Source organism: Pedobacter kyungheensis (assembly GCF_000812965.1).
GTDB lineage: Bacteria > Bacteroidota > Bacteroidia > Sphingobacteriales > Sphingobacteriaceae > Pedobacter > Pedobacter kyungheensis.
In genome coordinates, this window is record NZ_JSYN01000003.1 from 157,805 (window position 1) to 181,443 (window position 23,639).

The following is a 23,639-nucleotide window of genomic DNA, read 5'->3' on the forward strand; positions in this document are numbered from 1 at the left end:
GTTTCAGTCTGGAAAGCCCGGTACCAAGTTCGCAACACATCTGTTCATAACCGGCAGGTTTTTACCGCGAAACACCGCGGCAAATACCGCCTTTTAACTATTGTATTCAAAGGCCCTTCAAAAACCTGTGGATACCATGGTCCTTGATCCCCAGGAAAGATGCGATATCCTTTGCCCTTGCAATCAGGAACACCGCTTTATGGTCATGGTAAAATCTGCTGACCATTTCCGCATGCCTTAAATTGACCAGCTCCGATACATGCACAGCCCTGGCAGCCCCGTTCCGGTAACGGATCTTTTCAGTAATCATGGCAAGCTCTCCAAAATCCCGGATGAGCACAGTCAGTTCAGCGCGTGAAATCTCCAGCAGTACCGATCCGCCGTAGGCTTCGATATCCACCAGACTGGAAAGCCCGGCAAAAAAACCGGGATGGGCGAATACAAAATCACCCTCATACCAGAACCAGGAGGTCCGGCCATCTAGGGTATCCGCTGAAAGACTGATCTCCCTGACCAGCCCGGCTGCTACAAACCAGATATGCTTCTGTACTTCCCCTTCCCTGAGAATATTTTTTGGGTTATTGAAACTCCTGTAGAAGACCAAAGGCTTCAGGGCATCTGCAAATCCACCAGGTAGTGCGCAGAAACCATCGAGCACTTTTAACAGGTGCCCAAAGTGTTCATCATTGACCATAACATAATAGACTAAACACCCGGCCAGAAAAAAAGGGAGCCAATATGGTTCCCTTCCTGTATCCGAAGATCCGATTGGATCCGCTTAAAGAACGATGGCCGAAATGATCGGTTAAACATTGATTATTTCGGTATTCAAGGTATGCCCAAAAGAAGTAAAATTGTAACAATATTATAGGAAAGTCCCTAACCACTATATCACACACTTATAATTAAGGCGATAAAAGTCTCCATTTAGCACAACACCTTGATGATTTAAAAGACAATTGCGATATTGCAGGTCAGCCAAGATGACCGCCCATGGAACTTATCAGTATTGCCATCGATGATGAGCCGCACGCGCTTGCAGAAATCAGTGAACTCTTATCCATTACTCCCGGGATCACGCTGCGTGCAAAGTTTTCGAATGTAGGTGATGCCCTTACCCATCTTCAGGAGTTTGGACCGGTAGATATTGTCTATTGCGACATCAGTATGCCGCTCACCGATGGGATAGAAGGCGCCAGGATGCTAAAAGTATATTGTGACCACCTGGTTTATACCACAGCCCACCGCAACTATGCAGAGGAAGCATTCCATGAAGGTGCATCAGGTTACCTGGTCAAACCGCTGAACCTGGAGCGGCTGATCGAAAAGGTGGAACAGCTTAAGGAAGTGCAGGAAAAAAGCAGGCGGATTGAATATGGCGAAAAGAAGTTTGCCTTTATTACCGGTAATACCAAAAACAGCTTTATCAAGGTATTTTACAGCGAGATCGTGTATTTCGAAGCCCTGCTCAACCATATCAAGATTATTACCATTAAAAATACAGAGATCACCTATGTGGGCCTTAAGCAGCTGGAAAGGGATCTGATGCGGCATCCGGACTTTATCCGGATCGGTAAGTCCCACATGATCTCAGTGAACTACCTTAAAAAGGTGGAGGGTAATATGGCGTTTATGACTAATGGGGAAAGTCTTCCCATTGGTGAAAAATACCGTAATGCCTTCACAGAAATGCTCCGCAAGGGAATGTTAAGCGGACGTTAGGAAATAACCAGGCCACTGGTATTGGAAGTTGTGGTGAGCACGGTCGTGGGATCGGTATTGGTGGTGGGATCAGTTATGGAGACGATCCTATGATCCTTTTTTTTAAAGGTAAACACTGTTCTTTTCTGGAGTTTTTTACGAGAGTTTTTCATGGTCTATCTGGATTGATTGACCAATTTTACCCAGGGACAGCCCCTTAAACATTTTTATTATATGACATGCCCTAACCACTATATCAGATGGAAAAATTTAGCAAAAACGAATTGAGGACACACCTGATCTGCTGGTCGGTCTACATTTTTGTGGAAGTTGTCCTGGCAGGGATCATCGCCGGCAGGTTCAGCAGTTTTTTCCTGTATGTGCTATTTTATGCGGTCAATATCGGACTGTTTTATTGCCACGCGCTGTGGGTAATGCCCCTGTTGAATAGGCGGACAAAAACGCGTGTACCATTTTTTTTATTGGCCGTCATATCCGAGTGCATGCTTTATCTTTCGGCCGCGACCCTGATCAATCTCCTGCTGGAAAGTTTTGGCCTGCGGGGATCGCATTTGGTGATCAACCTCCAATACCTCGGCATCACCTTTTGGCGCTCAAGTTTTTTCATCATGTATGCAACCGGTTATTTTTACCTTCGGGGATACCTGGAAAGAAAGGACCTTGAAACACAGCTGATCATGGCCGAAAAGGATTTCCTGAGGGCCCAGATCAATCCCCACCTGCTTTTCAATACCCTGAATTTTATCCGGCACGCCACAAAGCACAATACCGCCCATGCATCCCTTGCCATATCTTCGCTGAGCGATTTAATGGAATATGCACTGGAGGACAGCAAAAATGGGTTCGTGCCCCTGCGGAGGGAAACCGAGCAGGTGGAAAATCTTATTGGCCTGCACCAACTGCGTTTCGGCCATCTGCTGAAGCTGGAATATACAAACAATAATGGTAACCCGGAAGCATTGATCCTGCCCATAATACTTTTGACCCTGGTGGAGAATGTGTTCAAACATGGTATCCTCAATGATCCTGATAACATTGCACAGATCAATGTCAGCAGTTCGGCAACTGGAATTTCTTTCAGTACGACTAACCTGATCGGACCGACCGGCAAAACCAACGCAAGAGAGACAGGCCTTCAAAATATCAGTGCCAGGCTCGAACATGCCTATCCTGCAGGGAGGTATAACTTTACCTATGGCACAAACGGAAAACAATTTGAGACCAGGCTGACCATCAACCTTGCTTGAACATCCAAGTAGGGAATTTTATCTCCGGTGAACAACTGTTAGGTATTGATCCGCATAATGCTTATTTTCACAATATGGAAAACAAAGAATCTAGCGCGTATGTCAAGGCGAGGGCTGTCCTACTCGGCGGGTATTTTAAAACGAGGGGCTGGAATGTGGCGGAAGGGAAAAACAATACCATCTTGTTTTATATCCCTTCAACGCAGCAGTGCAACTACTCACAGCAGGACCTCGCAGACATAATCGCGGAATCTGATTTCCACGTACCTGAAACCGGATTAAAAATGAGCTATGTCACCTATATGTTCTTCCATCATGGCCGCCTGTATACACAACTGGAGGTCTTGCCCACCCATGAGTATGACATCTACACTGTATAGAACAGGCTGAAAGGCAAAGGATAGATAAATAGATCCTCGCGACTGCCCGGGCAGCGGTACCATCATTACCATGGCCGGGTTAAAATCAGCCAACTACTTTCGTTATATTTGACAAGCAAAACCACCCTAGCTTAAATATTCACTACCTGCTCCTGATCATCTCCTCCGTCTTCGGATTTATCCTTCTGGCTGTCATCGCTACTAACTGAACCTATCTCCTTTCCCCCAGAACCTCCGCTTCCTGCCTTTGCCAATATCTTCCCACACTCCTCCCTGATCAACCCCTCAACCTCCGCTTTGATCAACAGGTAATTCTCTGCAATCTCCTCCTGCCGCACTTCTCTTGGCCTTGGAATCTGCTTATAGCTCCCTTCCTCTTCAGCAATCGCCTGATGATCATTCTGTATCCCACAATGGAACATCTTTAATTTAATCTTCTCCTCCGGATTATCAGCTACTATGCCCACAAACTCTCCTGAAGATAAAGAAGCAATCTTCGAAGCCGGTACCGCATAATCCATCTGTGTGGACCGTGAAATGGAGATATCAGAACTGTTGACGCTCTTACTCTCTTTATCCTGCACAATCTTTCCAAAATTCTCAGAGAGCTTCTTTGCCGTATCCCCGCTTACCTGCCCACTGATGATATTGCCCACAATATTGGTGATCACATCCGCCTGCTCCTGCCCGTAATCTTTTCGGAGCTGTGAAAAATCCTGCAAGCCTAGTGTCGTTGCGCATTTATATCCCCTAGCCACCGCTATGTGGCTGTCCATCCCCCCTACAAAAATTGAAGAATACTCATCAAAAACAATACTACTTTTCAGCATCCCCTTTTTATTCACCAGTTTCAGCATCCTGTTTACGTATAGCGAAAGTACCGCCCCATAGGTCTGCACCTTCTGCGGGTTATTGCCCATACAGACAATCTTTGGTTCCAGCGGGTTATTGATATCCAGCGTAAAATCATTACCGCTCAAAACATAATAAAGTTGTGGAGAAGATAACCTGGCCAAACCAATCTTCGCCGATGCGATCTGCCCCTCCAATTGTGGCATAGCCTTTCTTTGCAGAGCAGAAATAAATGGATTGATCAATACCCTGATTTCCGGTTCTTCATGCAAAACCGCAAATAACTTATCATAGTCCGCCTGGATCAGTTCAATCGCATGCGGCAGCGTACAATAGCGTCCGTTTTTGTATTTCCTTAAAAACCAGATCACCGCCGTCACAAAATTGATTGCACTCTCCACAAAAAAATCACCCTGTTTTTTGATCCAGTCCCGGTTCAGCCCCAGCATGATCGTACGGCTGGCCTCCGTCGCATCGGTAATATCTTCCATACTCTGCGGATCTAAAGGATTGCACCTATGGAAAATCCGGTCAAAATCGATTACCCAAAAGCTTGGTTTTACCGTATAATTATCCCGGTATTTTAGCAGCGCATTATAGGCAATGATCGAAAGATCATCAAATTTAAAATCGTATAAAAACATTGAAAAACCTTTACGGATATGCTGGGTGATCACATGGCGGATCACAAAATAACTCTTACCCGGCTTTTCCCAGATCCGGGGGTACCCGTAACGAGCAGCCCCCGGAAAGGATTGATGATATTGATGTAAGAGTTCCTGATTTTTCCTTTCAGACTATATTTTGCAGGCAGGTTGATAGAATATTCATTTTCCAAAAGCCTTTCCTCTTGCGGAAAAGTTTCGTTCTCGCTATTAAATACATCGGTATTAATCGATGCTTTGATCAATCTGGACAGCATTGCACCACCGGAAAGCATCAACAAATAACCCGTAGTGGTAACCATGATATAAAGCCCGGCGGTCAGCCGGGCCTCAAATCCCAACAAAAAAACAATACCCGCTATAAAATAAAACACCAGTCCTGTAACCATATACATGACTATATTCTTTTTCCTGATCTTTTCATCTTTCCTCCCCTTTACTCCCAATAACGAAACCGCTAAACATAATAAAGTCGCTAACTTTGGCACCAAAAATCCATCAAAAAGCCCAGTCCTTGAAATATTCAAAACCAACCGATCGGTAATCCCTGCCGTAAAGCCCCAGATCTTAAAAGCCAGGTAACAGCTCATATAAAAATGGATGCTTAAAATAAACAGGCTGATGAGCCTGGTAAAATCGGTGATCTTACGCAAGCCCCCGATATCTTCTCCTGTATTCATATAGACCTGCTAAAATTTAAGTTCCTGATGCTGCCCTTTTCTTTTTTTCCGTTTTTTGTTCCGCGAGGCGAGAGCGGGAGGATCAAAATCAGGCCGGGCCAATAGCAGATCCATCAAGGTATCTACCGGTTTGGCCAATAGCTGTGGCAAAACGTTCAAGTTCTGTTCCTGAATTGAAACAACCTGAATTTGCTCATGCCTATTCAGATGCCCAGCCATACTTAGCCGCTCTTCCAGGTTTCCGTTTTTTTGGGCATTGGCATATCGAAAACTTTCGGCCAATGACCTTTCAAAAGCAAACATTTCATCAAATACCTTTTCCCCAGAAGTTTTAAAAGCTACCCGGTCAAACTGCCCGATCTTTCTCGAATGCTGCTCATTGTTACCCCTGGAATTGTTCATCGGACTGAGCTTGATCTTATTAGTAATATCCTTACGGCTCACAATCACCTGGATATGCATCTGCTCACCCGGCTTGACCTCACCTCTTTTCACAGTTCCGTTTTTTACCTCTTTATCCTTTGCAGAATAATACCGGTGGTTTTCCAGCTTCCCGAACCACAATAAATCTTCATTGCTGTTAATACCTGTACGGTGAAAATTACGGGCGTATTCATCCATAATTTTAACGGCAAAAGCCTTTAATTGCTCCTTCAACTCTTTACCTTCCAACATTTTTAAATGCGTAATCTCCTTTTGGCTGGGTGAGATATTGACCAGGAAAAACTTGGCATCAGTCTGGGATAGCTTTGCGATATTCCCATCGATCAGGGTTTTAACCCGGTAAGATTCAATATAATTATCTCTCCCATTAAACCAATGCTCTGTCTTCTGCTCCGCAAACAATCGATTCTCCTTATCCAGGTAATGCACTAACTGTGCACTACTGCCCTTATTGTTACCCGTTTCGCTTGCCGAGATATTGATAAACATAATCTATAAATTTTCAACCTGCTTACGTGCGGATTCTGCCAGTTCTTCTTTTTCCCTGGTTTTAAAGCTGCCCAGTTCTTCGCGCGATTTAATGTAACCGTTTAATATCTGCAGCATTTTAACCTTTAGCTTTTCCCGTGATTCCATTTTCTGCGCAATGAGTTTGATCAGCCTATCATTATCCTGAGCTGTTTTTATGAAATCTTCCTGGTTTTTCAGCATTGTTTTATTTGCTCCCAGCACCTGTTCATTGAAAAACTTCACGATATCCCGCTGGTTGTTGATCATTTTCTCCACCCCTTGCTTGATCGGAATCAGCAGCAGGTCTTCCTGCGAACGGATAAAAGCCATATAGCTCTTATGCCCCTTGGCCAGCGAAATTTTTAACAGCTCATCATTCAAATCCGTCGGATCCTTTTTGTTCCGGTAAAAGTAATCCACCATCTGCGCGAATACGAGCCGCTTTGATCTGCCCAGTGCCAAACTGATTTTTGAGAGTTTTTCAGCAGTAACTTTACCATATTTTATCGCATTCAGATTTTCCATATCATCCATAATCACAATGAGCTTATTAGCGGCAGCCATACGACTCGCCTGTCGACCCCGCCAAAGGCAAAGCCAATAAAAAATAATTCATTACAAAGGAACAACTGACTAAAAGTGAAAACACTACAAGAATAAAATAACTGATAGCCCTACCCTGCCCACAAAGCAGATTCCCCCATCGATACCCATTATCCATACTAAACATTGCTACAACACACCAAAGAATTCCCGGAGAATTCCAAACATGCCCCAAAAGCTCGCTTTCGGGGCGTAAAGTAGGGCCTGCCCAACTTCCGCTTGCTACTTTTCCTAAAAGGGAAAAGGACTATGGCGAAGAACTGAGCCGGCGGTTAAACCGGAAAAGTTAGGGGCATTTTTGTTTGCTACATTTAACCGTCATATCCTTCAACACAGGCTTACCTATTTCATTAGCCTCCACCGCCAGTTCCACAATTGCGCCAAAAGGTAAATAACGGACTTCTGTCTGACCTGCCATGTAACGGTGCTGATCAGCGGCCTTGCGATATACCGAAAGAGATATCTTTCCCTGTAAATCCATTAGGGTAAAAAAACAGTTGATCGCGAGCCCACTTTTTGACCATAACATAAAGTCGAGTTTTGCACTGTAACTACCAAGTGGGACTTTATCCTTAGTATATGGATAATTTTTAGGCACTAACTCCATTTCCAAATCAGGAGTCAATTCAAGTACAGTTGTTTCCATGCTTTCCAAAATTGATGCTCAAAATTGGCCAAGTAAAATCAGGGGTTATCCAATATTGGAAAGATTGGCCTAAAAGCCAAAAGCTTCGGCCCTGTACAATAAAGCGACCTAAACGAGTAAAAGAATTAAAAATGATTTTATGATAAGATCGAAAATTGTACATTTGGAAGCAACGAAGTATGCTAAAAATGTTCTCAATTATTCACCATAACGCTCCTTTCAAACCCCACTATACATGTTTTAGAGTATATACGAAAGTGCCTCCTGCGGTCATTCCCCTAATGCGCCAACATAACCTGAAATAACAGCGAAGGAAAATAAAATTCACTGAAGTGAATCCTGAAGTATAAAGTACCCTCATAGATCCTGATAAAATACGGGCAGATTTACAGTTGATAAAACCCCATGACTAATAAAACGCAACTCAGAACCCACCAGTTAGAAATTCTTGAAACATTAAACTCACGCGTTAACCTCAAGCAAAAACAAACTATTATTTCCATGGTCCCTGGTAGTGGTAAAACACTATTGATTGGTGTTTTCCTGAAAGATTATCTTGAATCGCAGAAACAAAAGGCGAGAGTTTTGATTATTTGTGACTCTCTACTGGTTAGGGCGCAAACTATTTTGATTTTAAGTGAGGAACTTTCAGAAAAAGTAGGCACGTTATCAGATATCAGAAGCAGTAGGGTAATTGCCGCACATGCTGCAGAATTACGGGATCGCCTGGAAACCTCTAACCGAAAAAACGCTTTTGATTTGGTAATTTTCCTGGATACCAAATATTCGGCTTATCAAAAATTCAATGAAAACAATGGTCAAAAGGCCTGGTTTGAAATTATATTTACCGGCCCGGCAGAGCAAAATGGCATTTTTGGAGAACTGAATTACCGTTATACTTTTAAGGACGCGATCGGAGATGGCATATACTGCCCATACACGCTGATTAGCGTGAATCTTGAAATGAATGACGAAGAACAGCTTGCCCACGAATTATTTTTGAGGCTTGCACAGCACGAACCAAAGAAAACAAGCAGTCCATCTATCTTAGAATCTGAAGGTTATCTCAAGATACTGTGCAATGACATCGTAACCAGGAGTAGAGCTGAAAAAACTTTAATCCTAGCACCCAATATCCAGACAGCAGAACGTATTAGTGAACTTTTAAATAACATTCATAGCAGTGAAACCTTTGCCACCAGTATCCATACAGGTAAAAAGCGGGAAAGTATTAATGGTATTATCGATGATTTTGACAATCCAACTTCTGCTTTGCGGATTTTGATTGTGGTCGGCTTGATACCTTTAATTAGCAGGATACGAACTACCAGAAACCTCATCCCGCTGAGAAAAAGCGCCAGCACTTTGCTTTCTGTACTGGGCTACTCGCTCAGACGTTTTCAAGGTAAGGAATCAGTAACGGTTTTTGATTATATTGGGGTAAGAAAACTATTAAATGACCCAGAACTCGATGGCCTTCCAATAGAGGATGATATTGAAGTGATCGATGCTAAAAAGCTTCTCGCCGAGGCCCATTACATCAGTTTCAGGGATAAAAAGAATATTGACCCAGTCCTGGCCGTTGACGAACTCGCTGAGGAACTTAGCGATATTATTAAAGTTATTCCTGGCGAACAGGGGGCAATGATCGGTATTTTTGGTAACTGGGGCCGCGGAAAAACCTTTTTAATGGACATTGTTTGGAAAAAACTGGTAGAAGACCAGAGCTTCCATAGGATAGACTTTCATGCCTGGCGGTACCAGGATACACCTGCCACCTGGGCCTATTTATATGAGCTCCTTGCTGAGGCTTATTTTGACCATGGAGAAAAAAAATGGTATAAACCTAAATGGATAACCAGTTATTTCAACAGGTTAAAACTCAACCTCATTCGGGAAAAATTCCTTACCGTTGTTAAATTAGTAGGGACAATAGCCTTTGGAGTGATTCTTATCCCAGCAGTGAAACTTTATCTAAAAAGTGATAACGACTTATTGAATTTCTTCAGGTGGCCAGCCAGTTTCTCGGTTTTTGCCTATACCGCTTGGAAATCGCTGGAAAAAGATTACAGTGCGAAAGCTAAAGATGTATTTTCAAAGTATTTCTTAAAACACTCTTTCAAAGACCATTTGGGGCTACAAGCGGAAATACAACAAGAGACCCAGAAGCTTGTTAAATGCTGGATCCCGAAAAAAGACCTCGGTAAGAAAAGGCTCATACTATTCGTAGATGACATCGACCGTTGCAATGAGCTAAAAGTAATCCAAATCATTGATTCCCTGAGGGTACTTTTAGAAGATCATGAAATTGCAGAAAGGGTTGTCATCTTAGCCGCGATAGATGAGCGTTTCTTAAAACTAGCAATAAAAACGAAGTACACACAGCTACTGTCTGTCGAGAAAAAAGATGCGGAACAAAGTGCAACCGACCTCAACCGGGTAACGGATGAATACATGGATAAACTCTTCATCTCCGGAATTAGGCTTGGTAACCTTTCCCGTTTAGACAGGGACGATTTCATGCTGTCATTGACCAAACCAGACAGATCTTCTGATGCTGTGCTTAAATCACTTGAAGAGATCATCTCCGATGAACAGCGTACAATCGATTCCCGGATGACCCCATTTCTGCAAGATATACTGCTCCAGGATGATATCGAAAGAAGTTATGACCAGCAGCAATATGATGAAGGCTTAATGGAGGGGACTATTGACGAAGAGTATTACCCTGAATATCTCGAACCCTCTGAGCCGATATCCATTGACCAGCCTATCCGTACCAAAGAAAAGCTATCTGAAGATGAAGTTGCAATACTCAGATATGCAACAATTTGGTTTGAAGACGCAACGCCCCGCCAGATACGAATATTTTACTATCGATATCTAATGGCTAAAAATCTTCTAGATCGCCGATACCGCGCACTAGCCAGAAACAACACCTGGAAGAATCCCCGGCACTCTGCAATTCTTGCCAGGTTGATCATCCACTATACCAATCAAAATTCCAATGTAAATAAAAACAGGGAGCCGGAAGGAAAACAAAGTAAACAACAGGTATCACTTCAGGAACGCCTGAAAGCGGCCATGAAATCCAATACTGAGAAGATGTCTGTGGATCCGCTCCATAAAGTTTTGATGCCCACTCAAGACTATCTGCTAATGCTAAAAGTCCTTGATACAGTGATAGCATATTAAAGAAATATTGATGTCAATAAAACACACTGGTGGTATAATTTTCCACCCGGTAAAGCTCGGATTCTGCCAAAACAAAAGGAGGAAAGGTATAAAAAGTTCCCGGCGTAAAATCCCCCGGGATGTTTATGCCGGAAATCCTTTGCGTGCCACAACTAAGCCCTAATTTTGATTAAGAGTTAAATAAAAACCTAAATAGAAAGTAAAATAAAAATGCCTTTTTAAAGATTACTAAAGTTTTTCATTCTTCTACGGTGGAGATTTGGAGATTCCTCGCAGGATAATCCCAGCCAGTAATCTATAGCTTGCAGTAAATGCTTCCACCAGGTGCTATACTTTGCAGTAAGTACCAATTGTCTTGGCGATATCCTTTTGCCATAGCGCGAGCTGCTGAGAGGGGTACATTGAAATATCAAATTTCAACCTGAGCACCGAACACCTATAGTATCCATGTCCGGACTCCTCATGATGGAAATGACCATCCACAAAACCCTCGTCAGCTCCGGGATAGCAAAGGATTGTGTGGTCAGAGCTGAAATATTTTGTGTAGGCATACATCTGTTGCAGATCGGCATATCCCGGTTTATTGCCATAAGGCAGCTTCCATTTCGTATCCAGGACAAAGGTTTTTTCCCCACTTTTTATTACCACATCAGGCCTGAGGTTAACTGGCCTTTTCCCAAAAAGCCTCCAATAAGGTTTATTGGCCTGTGGTTCAATTGTTGCATCGACCAGATATTTTTTAAGGCTCAGGTACACAAACTTTTCCCATAGCTGGTTCATGTCAAACATCAATGCCATGACCCGGCTTTTCCCTGCGTTGATATCGGGATGGTAATTGAGCAATAAAAGCCGCGACATCATCAGCGCTTTGCGGTAATGCTCATTTTTCCTGGAATAAACAATCTTTTCGAACGTATCTTCAGACACGTAGATATCATTCATATCGGGGAAATCGAGCATTATTGCTTCTACATTTGTATGGACATGGCCAGTATGGTTAAAGGTTTTGATCAGCTTTAGCGTCTTGTACAACAGCTGGTTAAGGAGGTTATCGCGGTCATATAAAGTATATTTCACAAAAAAACGTTCCTGGTGAACAATATTTTTGGTCAGGTGCTTTTGGAAAAGTAATTTACCTTTAAGTGAGGTTGTATTCCCTTCTTGCTTCCTGTACTTTTTCAATAGCCCTTGATGAAGGATCACTTGTACCTCTTTAATAAATTCCGCAATATACAAATCAAGTATATTGTTCTTTTTAAGCTTTAAGTTCGCATCATTGGTAGAGATGACGTCCAATACGCCCACTTTGCGCAGCATATCAACAAGAACCTTTCTCCACTGCTGCTTACTACCCCGGTCAATTTTGGGCAACACTTCAATATTTAAGTGGCCCAAAGCAATTACCCCTACATAACCACAAAATTTCACCCCTTTGTGGATGAGGGAATAGTAAGGAACCCCTTCCTCCCCTGCATGAAGTTGTAGGCATTCCAATTCTTTTACGGACAACCTGCCGTCCTCGGGTTGGCCGAGACGGAGACTATCGTGCTCAAATACTGTAATAGTACGTTTAAGCATAACTGGAAAGCTTTTTCCCCAATAACAGGTCAAGCGCACCCTCGAAGTTTATGATGTGCTTTTTGCCGTCCAAGTCAATTTCAAAAGTTTCCTTTACCCTGTAATCCAAAATTTCATATACAGCTTTTCCGTCCAGTTCATCCGGATCAAAATCAAATTGGGCAAAAACTTCCCCGCCCCCTAGTTTTTTTTCACGGATAAAACCGGCTCCAAGCACAGGTCCTATTTTCGAAAGATCCCCATAGAAGTATTCCTGTAATAACGGAATTACCTTATTATATATAACATGCCTAAGATCTTCCATAGAATAAATGGACATAAAATAAGAATGTCCGATCACATGGTCAGCTGACAGTAGCTTCTCCAGCCTCGCATTAATGCTCATCAAAAAAACTTTCAGGTTGAACCCGTTGAAATTTTCGCCAAAAATGCGCTCATCCGCGCCAGCGTATTTCATCTTATTCCAGATCTCTTCCTTTTTATCCTCATTCATTTCTTCCAGTTCACTGGCGCCCAGGAAATGGTAAAGCGGAGTTTCCTTTTCCAAAAATTTGGGATCGTTCCAGGGCTTATCTTCGTAAGCCCACCAAAGCTGCCAGATCAGGCGCCTTGAGTCCAGAAGTTCTGCTCGAGAAGGCATTTCCTCGAAGCTGAACCTTCTTCGTAAAGCGGTGTCAAGTGCTTCCACACTCCTGTCCGCGGTATTCATCGTTCCGATAATGTAGAGGTTACGCGGTACACTGAAAGCATGCGCAGAATATGGAAGGATAATGCGCAATTCCTCATCAGCATCTTTTCGTTTGGAATCCTCGATTAGGGTGATGAGTTCTCCAAAAATCTGCGAGATGTTCCCCCTATTGATTTCATCTATAATGAGTACAAAATTCTTCTTTGTATTATCTTCATCGGTTACCTGGAATGGGTAATGTGCTTGAATATGCTCGCTTATAGCAATCGTGTAAGACTTCCAGTCGTCAACTATGCCGTTGGTCATATAGTTCATGACCATACTTCTGGTCACCACCATTTCAGTCGCATTCTCTGTTTGTGGAATTGCGACGACATTGTGATTTGAATTGATCCGGATATTGAAAGGTTTTTTGAGTTTGGGAGTGTAAAGGACCAGTACATTTTCGTTCTCCACCACCTCATTGACAAACTTATCGTAGGAATCGTCAAAACCCGAAACCGATTTTGTTTTTGACGCCTGTAGACAGATTTTTTTGAACAGCCCGTCAGTTACCTGGTAATTTACAGCGCCTTCAGTTCCTTTGGGTGAAACTGGCTTGATGCCTTCAATAAAATCCTCGTAAGACATGCTCTGATGAAATGTACAAAAGGCAATCTGACCCTTACCATTATCAAAATCACTGATCAACAGATCCCGGAACTGCCGGGTAAGCGCATGCCTATCATTACGATTAGCAGCATAAAATACCGGATCAATAATTTTTAGCGCCCTATCAATTGTATGATAGGTTTTTCCTGTCCCGGGGGGACCATATAGGATTTGGTTGAGTTCCATCTTTTCAAAATTGTTTTTTTCAGACACTTTTTCAGGATCCAAAGGCATTACATATCTTACCCTATCAGCAATACTGTTTTCAAGAAAAAGCAGCTGCTCTGTTATTTGGTCGACGACATCTTCGTCAAAGGGATTTAAACCTGTTTTTGTTCCGATACTATGCCCATCCTGCCATGGAATCCATTCCAATCCTTCAGGCAGTTCATTTCCGATCAATGTTTTAAATTTCTGAGCCTGTTTACCCTCAAAATGGATATCCACAAAAAAACAGTTTTTATAAGCATTACGGGTCCGGATGGAAACTTCAAAATGGGCATCCCGATTTCCGATCAGCCCGGCGGCATCACGGATCCAGACATAACTGTCTTTTCTTCCACTGAATCCATTGTCCTTTAAATGCGCATAGTCAATCGAGAAGTCTTTCAGAATAGATTCTTCTTCCTGCATGGCCGACTGGAGGTCACCGATCACACTTTTAAATGTGACCTCATTTTTATCAAGCATTTTGTATAAGATATCCTGTGCTAAAAGTTTATGGTGCTGATCCTGAAATAACCCCGGTGGAAGCTTTTCGGATACGATTTCCAGCAGTTCGCTATCCGGCTTGATATACCGTTCAACCAAATCCTCAACAAGTTTCAGGTAATGGATATATTTCTCATTTTTCTTTTTAGTTTTCTCTCCAAGCTTGATGCAATATTTAACATAGAAAGAGCTCTTGTAAAAAGTATATTTTTCCGGGTATTTAACCGTGAGAAAGGTCGCAATCGCGCGCTCATCCTGATGATGGAACAATGTCTGCCCCATTGCCCGGTAGGCCTCATCGATCATGGCCTGGAACAGGTTAATCCGCTCACCAAGGAGAAGATTTTCATTAAAAAGAACTTCAAGTGCTTCCCTGTAAGCCTGCGGATTCTCAGCTAGAATATGGTTCCTGACGCCCCTAGTAGTGTGAAAGATCAGGTTATCGTAAGTAATTGTCCTGATTTTCTCGGCAAAATCCAGGCCGCTGAGATCAGGCTTTCCACCAATGTCCTTTAACATCCGCCATTTATAAAGCTCATCATTCAGCCCTTTTTCAACCAGATCCTCTTTATACCCCTCAATCATTTGCTGGACCGGATCATTAGTACGCTTTTCAATCATAAATTCCGCCCCAAGCAATAAAAGAAAACGCTGGGCCATACTGGTTGTAAACTGATCATGAGCCAATAATTCCCCGTTTGCAAATTCATTTGCTATCACAATCACGTGTTTGGGCGGGTATTTTTTATTTTCATAGGAAAGGTCATATATCGATGACTTCCCAAGCGGGTATCTCAGTCCATTTTCACGGATATCGGCAATGGCCTGTAGAACATGTTCTTTGGTAATATTCTTAGGGATCAATTGAGCGTTGTTTTAATGTGATCATTATCTTAAAGACCAGCGGTCTAAGACGGTCCAAAATAGCAAATAATTATCATCTGTGGATGATTTACAATATTCTGATGCGTAATAAATGCTTTTTTACCCATATTTTCGGCGCGCCATTTTAACTCCAAAAGAAAAAATCACCATTGGCGCAATCCTGTGATCAAAGCTGCTTGCCTGACCAAAGATGTTACCGATCAGCGAAAATCGGTTTAAAACCAAAAAGGTAGTGGCTTTAATATTTGAAGTCAACAGAAATTAGGCCTGTCCGAAACAAATCGAACAGTCCCATTTACCTTAAACTTCCAGAAAAGTGGTGCATCCGGCGGGTGTTAATTTACCGCAATGGTGTAAGATATCATTAAAACCCAGTCAGCCGCCCTAATTTTTAAAAACAAACTTTGTGATATTTGCTTAAATACAACCCATAACCAAATTTCCCGTCATGAAAATAACCCTAGACGATTTAGCACAAAAATTCCAGCTATTATTCACCAAGGTAGAGCTGATCGAGCAAAAACTTAATTCACCAAGTTTAAGGAGAAAAGCTACTTTAGTTTCCGGCTTTCCAATCCAGGAACTTCTTTCCTTTAAAAATGAACTTGAGCAGGTTTACGATAAATTTGCTGTTTTAACCCCGCAGGCACTGTACCTCGATATCTTCGATACCCTAAAACAGATAGAAACCACTACCAATGAGATCAAGGAATCAACCGGATTTGTAAAAAACATCTTTGTAAAAGAAAAAGTAAAACCGGTAAAGGAAAAAGTCCCCAAACAGGAGATTATAGATAGCTTTACAATTAAATACCTCAAATCAATGAAAAAATAAGGATAGATAAACCGCTACTTCTTTAACACCAACCTACCCAATGTTGGACAGCCGATAAAAAACTTTGCCCAACATTGTATCAAACTGAATCAATTATGGAAACCTTTGGTTTTGAAAAACTTCCCGAAGTAGTAAGGCAGCTGTTTGAAAAAGTTGAACGCATTGAATCAATGCTAGAAAAACTTCATCCCAGCGAAGAAGACCAGGACGAACTCTTCAACATCCAGCAGGCAGCAGACTACCTGAAAGTATCCGTACAATCAATTTATGCCAAGGTCAGCAGACTGGAAATACCGGTAAACAAGCCTGGCAAACGGTTATACTTCAGCAAACGCGAACTCCGCAGCTGGGTAGCCAATTCCAGGCGGAAAACCGCCACCGAAATGATCGGTGAACTCAAATTAACAGTGGAAAAAAGTAACTCCAGATTGTACTGATAACCCTGGAACCATCAATAATGATGATCAATGGTCAGCGCTTCTCCAACCTGCTTAGCGCCCGTTTGAAATACGCCTGCGTTTCCTTGTCGGTACAATAGATATAACAGCCCTTCATCCCCCGGGACATCAATGTACGGTAGGTATTTTTGATAATCCTGTCCAGGCGTTCCATGGTGGAGACAGGATCTGTTTTCATCAGGCCTTTATATCCCGAGAGGGCCCTATCCCGTTGGGGATGCGCATAAGGATTGACAACCAGCTTTCCATCACGGTAAAGCAGATCATCGCCAACAATCACACCGATATAATCCACCTCAAGCCCCTGGCAGGTATGGATACAGCCGACCTGTTCGACAGATCCAGGCTCAATTATCCAGGAATAACCATCTCTGCGCAGATTCCATTGCATTTGGAAACTATGCTCAGCGATGACCACATCCATCGCCTTGGGATCTTTCAGACTTAGCCAGTCCCAACAATAACCCGCTACCATCCGGGCCGAATCCCGCTCCCTGTTCTTTTCAAAAATCAGTGCTCTGAGTAGATTCGGATCATCCACTACCATAAAATCATATTTAAGCTCCGAAATCTTCAGGTTTGCCGATTCCCTGATCTGGAGTACATTATTCAGCCAAGCCAGATAACCTTCAGAACCCCCACAACGGAACTGCGAGGTAAGCTCCATATAACTCACCTCAGCATTAAAATGTTGGGCCCATTTTTCAATTTCCTGTTGGTCACCAATATCAAACATGGTCACCTGCTGGTCCTCATCCAGAAAGAAAACACTAGATCTGGATGCATAGATAATCTCTTTTACCTGGTTTTCCCCTTTCACAAACCTCCCGGAACCGGCCATTAACCTATGCGCCTCATCTACGATCAGCGCATCAAACTCATTGTCCTGGGATGCCACAAAGCTGGATGATCCTTTAAAAAGATGCGCAAAGTGGGTCTTGGTCATCACCTTGGTGAGTTTTTTTTCATACACGCTCCTGGGCGCAGCGTTACGGGTCACATATCGTGCATTGATTCCCTTTTTACTCAATTTGGATAACAGATGGATCGCCACTACTGATTTACCCGTACCGGGACCGCCCATTATGATCATCACCTTCTTTCGACTATCTGAAGCTGAGGTAACATTCGATAATGCATTTTCCAGTGCTATTTTTTGCGCATCGATCATCACAAAAGAATCATTGCCCTTAAGCAATTTTGCCAGTTCATCCGCAAGTTTCTTCGATGGACGTACTTTTGCCAAATCCACCCGCTGAATGATATCGGTTTTATCCCCCTGCTTTATACGCTCGGAAATAAAATTCCTTACCTTGATTTTTTCGGTCTTAAAAAATGAGGGTGCTTTTGCCAAGTGATCGGCATAAAAAGAGCCTGAAATGATCCCATCGTCCAAAAGATTATGCAGATAAGCGCAAGGACTAACACCTATCTTATTTTCATAAACCTCGGTATTGAATGCTTCCAATAAAGCCGCATAAGACCAGGCCTGGTAACTGGGATGGGTATCCTGAATCTGGTCCTTACCCCGGGACCAACTGATAATGGCATCCTTCTTTGTAGCCCTGACCGAAGACCATTGCTTGAGCTCAATCAGCACGATATGGTCATTTCCATCCGCATCCTGCCCGGCAACCATAAAATCGATCCTGCTCATGGTTCCCGGTATCATATATTCGATACTGATACTCACATCAAAGGGAACAAGCTCACTATCCAAAACAAAATACATATGCTGCAGAGAATGCTGCCAGGACCGGTAAAGCGATTCCTGCGTTTTACTTCCCCAGACCTTAAGCACCTGCGCTTCAATGATATCTTCGATCAGACCATTTGAAACATCATCCAGAAATTCAAGCTTGTTCTTTTTGTAAACGATCATAGCTCATTATACTTCCTGGCATTCCCCTTAGACTTATCAACAGGATACTTTATCCCGTTTTTTCTGATCTTCTCCATCACGATCTCCTTCACATCAAGTCCGAGTTTTTCAGCCAGCAGCAGCGCATAACCGATCACATCTGCAAGTTCCTCCCTAAGTTTCTCCGGGTTTGCCTGTTCCGGCGATTTCCAGAGATAAAGTTCAAGCAGCTCTGCAGCCTCGATATTGAGGGCAAGTGCAAGGTCTTTGGCATTATGGAATTGTTCCCAGTCCCGCTGATCGCGGAATTCGATAAGGGCATCGGTCATCTCTTGTATATCAGTCATATCTTGTAAAGCAAAAAAAAATCCTACCGGACAGTAATGAACGAAGATAATCCTTTTCCTGAAAAACATAGACATTTTTCACCCATCCCCGATGCCGCATCAGAGCCGATAACATAGGAAATAACGATATATTCAAAATCTTCTAGTTCTCTGGCCTCAGTGCGTATTTCACTAAAACTGTACAGCCCGTTGTACGGTCCTGAATTTATCTGTCGTTTTTGATTTATAATACTAGAAGAAGACAGGGGCATAAAAAAAGCAACTACAATGAGTGGCTTTTCAATATTTAGAACTGGCCTATCTGGCTCTGTGTTTTGCATTCTTCAATTCCGCCATAAAGATTTTTCCATCTTTTTCAGTACGGATCGCTTTCGAAAGACTGTCCTCCTTTCCCTGAGTGCTGACATGGGAAAGCTTGCCCGCCCTGTTTTGGCTGAGCACTTTGCGAAAGGTGATAAGCAGTTGTTGGATACGTTTATTCATAATACCACAAATATGCAAATAATAAAAACAGATAGAACCCACCACCAATGAAATCAAAGAATCAACCGGATCTGTAAAAAACATCTGTATAAAAGAAAAGGTTAAACCGGCAGAGGAAAAAGTCCCCAGACAGGAGATTATCGATAGCTTTAAAATTAAATATCTCAAATCAATGAAAAAATAAGGATAAGTAAACCGCTTTCTTTAGAGCCAAGCCCCCGTCCAACCTGCCCAACATTGGGCAGGGATAAAAAAACCATGTCCAAATTTATAGAACAATCAATCCTGACCATATGGAACCATTCGGCTTTGAAAAACTACCGCAAGTCATCCGCCAACTATTCGAAAAGGTTGAACGCATCGAATCGATAGTTGAACAGCATCATCCCAGCGAAGAGGATAAAGATGAACTCTTCAACATCCAGCAGGCGGCAGAGTACTGAAAGTCTCCATTCAAGCGATTTATGCAATAGTGAGCAGACTGGAGATACCGTGCAGAAAACCGGGCAAACGGTTATACTTCAGCAAACGAGAACTTCGCAGTTAGGTGGATCGTTCAAGGCGTAAAACCGCCAGTGAGCTGATCAGTGAGCTAAAAGAACTACCCAAAGTAAATATACTAAGTTATACTAGAATGGGTTGATTTTGCACTAAAGTGTCCGGAAGCGATATCAAAACTATAATGAGATTTTCAGCAACCAACAATAAGACAGAACAATAAGCCATTTTTGACCAACGCAGTTTCTTTTGATCATCCATTGACACCTATGATTTTAAATAATTATCATTTTGCTTTCTTCGGGTCAGGTCTATTTATTTATGCTGCCCGCTGTATCCGCATAAGCTAATGATCTGGTCTTAACCACTCCTGTTTTTTGGTATCAGGATCATACCTAAACACTCCTCCCCTCATGCCTACATAGACTACAGCGTTATGGCAAACGACCGAGTTTGGAGAGAGATAGTATAACCAGTTGTCATTCTCATATAAGCTTTCAATACCTGACTTTTCATCTATCCGGAGCAGTGCAGATGCCGTGGCAATCAGAAAACGGTTTTTACGATCGATGGTTATCGCTCTTGGGGCCGAAGGCAGCCTCAGGTAATCACGTGCAGTCCATTTCCCAGCTTTTTTTTCGATCTGGAGAATTGTCCCCTCGTTAGTCGACATATGTGATAGCCCCTGGATGGCATAGACTTTCCCATCACGAGAGATAAACTGCTGCAGATTAAAACGGCCGATCAGATAATGCACCTTCCCATCAGTGGAGAACCAGTTCAGACTTCCGCCAAATTCCCCGTTGTTAAAGCCTACCAGATAACCGTCATCTACCCTGAATGTAGTACGCACACCTGTAAAAGGGCTATAGAACTCCCGGACTTCTTTTGGGGCCTGGGCTTCGATCCTAAATGGAAGGTCATTTTTTTTGCCATAAATTCCTTTCGCGGCTTTAACCTGATTATTCTGTACATAAACCCGGTAATCACTACTGTGATTATAACTTAGCAGCGTGTCGTTATCCACTGGAAATGCGTGGCTTTTCCAATCTTTGATCAGCGAAGTATCCTTCTGGGCTTTTAGGGATACAGTGATCGTGAGCAATAAGAGCGTAACCAGGATTTTCATGTTGTTAAGTTAAGTTTTTTAGCCCGAATTAATTCCTGCATTTTTTATCGTGCTATTAGCGAATAAGTTTCACCAGGTAATCATTGATTCTAACCGGACAGATTTTAAGATCCTCCATCAAGGCTTTCCCATTTTCCAGTGAAAGCAATTCCTTGAACTTCTGCCGGGTAACAGGAACGATATTGTCTATACCGATTTTTTCCAGCGCCTGAATAATCAAACTGCTGTACGCTCCCTTCATCGAAAGCTTTTTGGGCGTAGTGGTCTTAAACCTGATCACCGATTTCCCCACTTTGATCTGCCGCGGAGGACCGTCAGTGAGATACACCAGTTTGGTTGGGACCTGCGTGGTAAGCCCAAGCCGATGTAGCGCATATGCCCCCGCAGGCTTGATCCCCACTTTATCCTTTTTGGCAATCGCCTGGGCAATATCTTCCAGGGCCGGCATCAGCACACCAAAAACCGGATCCTTTTTAGGAATAATATGAATGCCATGACCGATCCGCATGATCTGCCCAGCGCCATTTTAACAGCCGCCCCGCTTCCAGCCCCTCTAAAATCCGCAGGAAAAATCAAGGCACCCGCTTTCTTCCGTTTAACGCGCGGTTCTACATCCAAATGAACACTTGACATGTTACCTTTTTTAAAATAAAGGTAACAGATAAATCCCGTTATTAACGGTAAATTTCTCACAGTTTTCCAGACGGCAGCTATAAAACAAAGATGCACCAACAGCCCGATCTTCCAGAAGCAACCAGTGCAAAAACATTCGAAAATCATCAAGATTTAGAGCACAGCATTTTTCGAACTGCTCCGAACCTCCAGGCACACACAGACTCAATCCCGTATAAGCAAAAGCCGGGCGAAGCCGGCAGGGCGCAACAGCGCGCCGGTCAAACATCAGAAGATCACCGACTGCCAATATAAAAAAACAAAAGGGCATGTGGAGTACCCTTTCGTCGTTTGATTTAAGCTGCTTTCCTTTTAAGGTACCTCCCGATCATCCGTTCCCACTCTGCAACATTATGGTGAACTACCCTGTCGAGGAATGACTTATGATTTCTCGCCGTTTGCTTGTCGAGCACGAAATCCTTATCAAAAAGAGAAAGTCTAAAAACATAGGTTGCATTTCCGCTCCTAAGATTCTCTAGAATAACAATATCATCCTGTTCGAATTCAAAACGAAGGTATTCATTAAAACCACCTATCCCATCTGCTATATCCGAAGCATTATAATCTTCAAGCACTGCAAATCGGTAACTGTTCCCTCCATTGTCGGAGCCATAATCCCCTCTGATCAGGCGATCCTTTATTTCATCTATCTTCTCGGCCATGGTCCCGATCCCGGACTGGAGTACTTTTCTTCCCAGATGCTGGGTGATGCGAAGAGCAGGTTCAAATTTACTGTCATAGATCATGTAGTAGCCACCAAGAATGACACAAATATTCATAGCTGCCTTTGCACGAAGAAAATGTGTCTCATCATCAACCATGTTAAACAACGGGAAATGGATGATCATCTCTTGCTGTGGAGACATATGTCTATATAACTTCAGCTCAAACCGGTGGGCCATTTCTTTTTCCCAAATATGAAACTCACGGTCATATTCAATAATCTTACCGTGATAATTACTGTAATATTCGATGTGTTTTTCAATCGTTTCCTTGCGTTCCGGTTGCTTGCGCACAAATTTACCTTTTACGTTCTCCTTTAAAGGACCTTTTTTACCCGAAACGGTAAAACTGCCAGTCTTACCATTGATCAAATCATTGAGATCAAGGTGGTCTTTTCCTATTTCTGTAATCTGATCAATACCGAAACCGATATAATAATCCTGACCATCAGAAAGCAAATCTCTAAGATGGCTTTCTGCATTAATAATTCTTCCCATGATTAGTTATATTTCGTGGTAAATCTTAGCCAGTTCCTTACATAATTCCTTGGCCTCTGCTGCTGTAACCATTACATTATCATCCGCGTGAACCAAACGTTCTCCGAAAACATCATAAGCCCAGCACAAGGTGGAATCCACGACTTCACCTGGCCCAACGACTTTTTCCTGAAGGTAAATTCTAAGGATGTTTGCAATGCTTTTTGATTGCTGCAGCCCAAATGGTTTTGATTTGGACACATGAAACTTTAACGCGCCAATCTTTACTACCCCATCTTCAACATAGCGGTACACCAGTTCGGGATTTACGTTGATATTAATGCCCTCAATCTCTATGTTTTTCTGATCCGGAAAAAGCACTTCATAACCATTTACCAAAATATGTTCAAAGCCCATTTCCATCACCTTATGAATAGCTTCGATAGAAACGGTTATATTATTTTTTGCCTTATCATCCTTTGGAACCTTATTTTTAAGATCATCCAGCGCTTGCTTGAGAACTCCGGTTTTAGCCACATCACGAAAATAAACTTTCATCCTATTCTTTGCCAGCTGATACCAGGGCGTGAGTAGCTTATTTACATTGAGTTGCTGTTCAACAATTCTAGCTTTCCCCCTTGGGGTTGCTTGCCCAGCTTCTATAAACTGGTTCAACGATATGGTAAACATTGCCATCTCA

General features: G+C 42.7%; 21 protein-coding genes and 1 pseudogene. 7 read left to right on the forward strand and 15 right to left on the reverse strand.

Annotation, left to right across the window (positions count from 1 at the left end; translation table 11 throughout):
- Window positions 1–106: 106 nt before the first annotated feature.
- On the reverse strand, window positions 107–694 hold the full coding sequence (locus tag OC25_RS03845) for a Crp/Fnr family transcriptional regulator (protein WP_039471940.1): 588 nt from the start codon (window positions 692–694) through the stop codon (window positions 107–109).
- Window positions 695–993: 299 nt separating this feature from the next.
- On the opposite strand from OC25_RS03845, the gene OC25_RS03850 reads away from it, so the two are divergent.
- Complete coding sequence (locus tag OC25_RS03850) at window positions 994–1,722, forward strand: LytR/AlgR family response regulator transcription factor (RefSeq protein WP_039471942.1); 729 nt, start codon at window positions 994–996, stop codon at window positions 1,720–1,722.
- On the opposite strand, the gene OC25_RS27820 is transcribed toward OC25_RS03850, so the two are convergent.
- A complete protein-coding gene (locus OC25_RS27820; RefSeq protein ID WP_156131393.1) occupies window positions 1,719–1,874 on the reverse strand; it encodes a hypothetical protein in 156 nt (51 codons plus the stop codon). The genes OC25_RS03850 and OC25_RS27820 overlap by 4 nt on opposite strands.
- 87 nt (window positions 1,875–1,961) lie before the next feature.
- Here OC25_RS27820 and OC25_RS03855 point away from each other — a divergent pair, with 87 nt between their 5' ends.
- Window positions 1,962–2,969: a sensor histidine kinase gene (locus OC25_RS03855; protein WP_039471945.1), complete on the forward strand. Its 1,008-nt coding sequence runs from the start codon at window positions 1,962–1,964 to the stop codon at window positions 2,967–2,969.
- A complete protein-coding gene (locus OC25_RS03860; protein WP_039471947.1) occupies window positions 2,966–3,349 on the forward strand; it encodes a hypothetical protein in 384 nt (127 codons plus the stop codon). Before OC25_RS03855 ends, OC25_RS03860 begins: the two co-directional genes overlap by 4 nt.
- Window positions 3,350–3,480: 131 nt before the next feature.
- Here the strand turns inward: OC25_RS03860 and mobC are convergent.
- The 4 genes and pseudogenes from mobC to OC25_RS03880 all read right to left on the reverse strand — a co-directional run bounded on the left by mobC (window position 3,481) and on the right by OC25_RS03880 (window position 7,749).
- Window positions 3,481–5,546, reverse strand: a pseudogene (gene mobC, locus OC25_RS03865) (conjugal transfer protein MobC).
- A 9-nt stretch (window positions 5,547–5,555) separates the two neighbouring features.
- The gene (locus OC25_RS03870) at window positions 5,556–6,479 is read right to left on the reverse strand and encodes a DUF5712 family protein (protein WP_039471949.1); all 924 of its coding nucleotides are present in this window, start codon (window positions 6,477–6,479) and stop codon (window positions 5,556–5,558) included.
- Between the two features lie 3 nt (window positions 6,480–6,482).
- Window positions 6,483–7,064 (reverse strand): BfmA/BtgA family mobilization protein, encoded by a 582-nt coding sequence (locus OC25_RS03875; protein ID WP_039471951.1) that lies wholly within the window; start codon window positions 7,062–7,064, stop codon window positions 6,483–6,485.
- A gap of 325 nt (window positions 7,065–7,389) precedes the next feature.
- Window positions 7,390–7,749 (reverse strand): hypothetical protein, encoded by a 360-nt coding sequence (locus OC25_RS03880; RefSeq protein WP_039471953.1) that lies wholly within the window; start codon window positions 7,747–7,749, stop codon window positions 7,390–7,392.
- A gap of 405 nt (window positions 7,750–8,154) precedes the next feature.
- On the opposite strand from OC25_RS03880, the gene OC25_RS03885 reads away from it, so the two are divergent.
- Window positions 8,155–10,944 carry a P-loop NTPase fold protein gene (locus OC25_RS03885; protein WP_039471955.1) on the forward strand — a complete coding sequence of 930 codons (2,790 nt, stop codon included), beginning with the start codon at window positions 8,155–8,157 and terminating at the stop codon, window positions 10,942–10,944.
- A gap of 327 nt (window positions 10,945–11,271) precedes the next feature.
- Here OC25_RS03885 and OC25_RS03890 read toward each other — a convergent pair whose 3' ends face one another.
- Complete coding sequence (locus tag OC25_RS03890; protein ID WP_039471957.1) at window positions 11,272–12,522, reverse strand: McrC family protein; 1,251 nt, start codon at window positions 12,520–12,522, stop codon at window positions 11,272–11,274.
- Window positions 12,515–15,436: an McrB family protein gene (locus OC25_RS28200; protein ID WP_039471959.1), complete on the reverse strand. Its 2,922-nt coding sequence runs from the start codon at window positions 15,434–15,436 to the stop codon at window positions 12,515–12,517. Before OC25_RS28200 ends, OC25_RS03890 begins: the two co-directional genes overlap by 8 nt.
- A 469-nt stretch (window positions 15,437–15,905) precedes the next feature.
- Here OC25_RS28200 and OC25_RS03900 point away from each other — a divergent pair, with 469 nt between their 5' ends.
- The gene (locus tag OC25_RS03900) at window positions 15,906–16,292 is read left to right on the forward strand and encodes a hypothetical protein (protein ID WP_039471961.1); all 387 of its coding nucleotides are present in this window, start codon (window positions 15,906–15,908) and stop codon (window positions 16,290–16,292) included.
- A 95-nt stretch (window positions 16,293–16,387) separates the two neighbouring features.
- Complete coding sequence (locus OC25_RS03905) at window positions 16,388–16,729, forward strand: helix-turn-helix domain-containing protein (RefSeq protein ID WP_039471962.1); 342 nt, start codon at window positions 16,388–16,390, stop codon at window positions 16,727–16,729.
- Between the two features lie 34 nt (window positions 16,730–16,763).
- Here OC25_RS03905 and OC25_RS03910 read toward each other — a convergent pair whose 3' ends face one another.
- From OC25_RS03910 to OC25_RS03925, 3 genes are all read right to left on the reverse strand, one after another.
- Window positions 16,764–18,632: a DUF2075 domain-containing protein gene (locus OC25_RS03910; RefSeq protein ID WP_039471965.1), complete on the reverse strand. Its 1,869-nt coding sequence runs from the start codon at window positions 18,630–18,632 to the stop codon at window positions 16,764–16,766.
- Entirely contained in the window at window positions 18,629–18,958 is a 330-nt protein-coding gene (locus tag OC25_RS03915; RefSeq protein WP_039471967.1) for a nucleotide pyrophosphohydrolase, read from the reverse strand. The genes OC25_RS03910 and OC25_RS03915 overlap by 4 nt, the downstream gene beginning before the upstream one ends.
- Before the next feature lie 297 nt (window positions 18,959–19,255).
- Window positions 19,256–19,525, reverse strand: a complete 270-nt coding sequence (locus OC25_RS03925) for a hypothetical protein (protein ID WP_039471971.1) — start codon at window positions 19,523–19,525, stop codon at window positions 19,256–19,258.
- Between the two features lie 209 nt (window positions 19,526–19,734).
- Here OC25_RS03925 and OC25_RS27825 point away from each other — a divergent pair, with 209 nt between their 5' ends.
- On the forward strand, window positions 19,735–19,884 hold the full coding sequence (locus tag OC25_RS27825) for a hypothetical protein (RefSeq protein WP_156131394.1): 150 nt from the start codon (window positions 19,735–19,737) through the stop codon (window positions 19,882–19,884).
- Window positions 19,885–20,285: 401 nt separating this feature from the next.
- Here the strand turns inward: OC25_RS27825 and OC25_RS03930 are convergent, their stop codons facing one another.
- The 4 genes from OC25_RS03930 to OC25_RS03950 form a co-directional block, all read right to left on the reverse strand.
- The gene (locus OC25_RS03930; RefSeq protein ID WP_039471973.1) at window positions 20,286–21,068 is read right to left on the reverse strand and encodes a hypothetical protein; all 783 of its coding nucleotides are present in this window, start codon (window positions 21,066–21,068) and stop codon (window positions 20,286–20,288) included.
- Between the two features lie 55 nt (window positions 21,069–21,123).
- The gene (locus tag OC25_RS03935) at window positions 21,124–21,576 is read right to left on the reverse strand and encodes a DUF6088 family protein (protein WP_052265941.1); all 453 of its coding nucleotides are present in this window, start codon (window positions 21,574–21,576) and stop codon (window positions 21,124–21,126) included.
- Between the two features lie 460 nt (window positions 21,577–22,036).
- Window positions 22,037–22,960, reverse strand: coding sequence for a hypothetical protein (locus OC25_RS03945; protein WP_039471977.1), 924 nt, complete (start codon window positions 22,958–22,960; stop codon window positions 22,037–22,039).
- Window positions 22,961–22,966: 6 nt separating this feature from the next.
- On the reverse strand, window positions 22,967–23,614 hold the full coding sequence (locus OC25_RS03950) for a hypothetical protein (RefSeq protein WP_156131395.1): 648 nt from the start codon (window positions 23,612–23,614) through the stop codon (window positions 22,967–22,969).
- Between the last annotated feature and the right edge of the window lie 25 nt (window positions 23,615–23,639).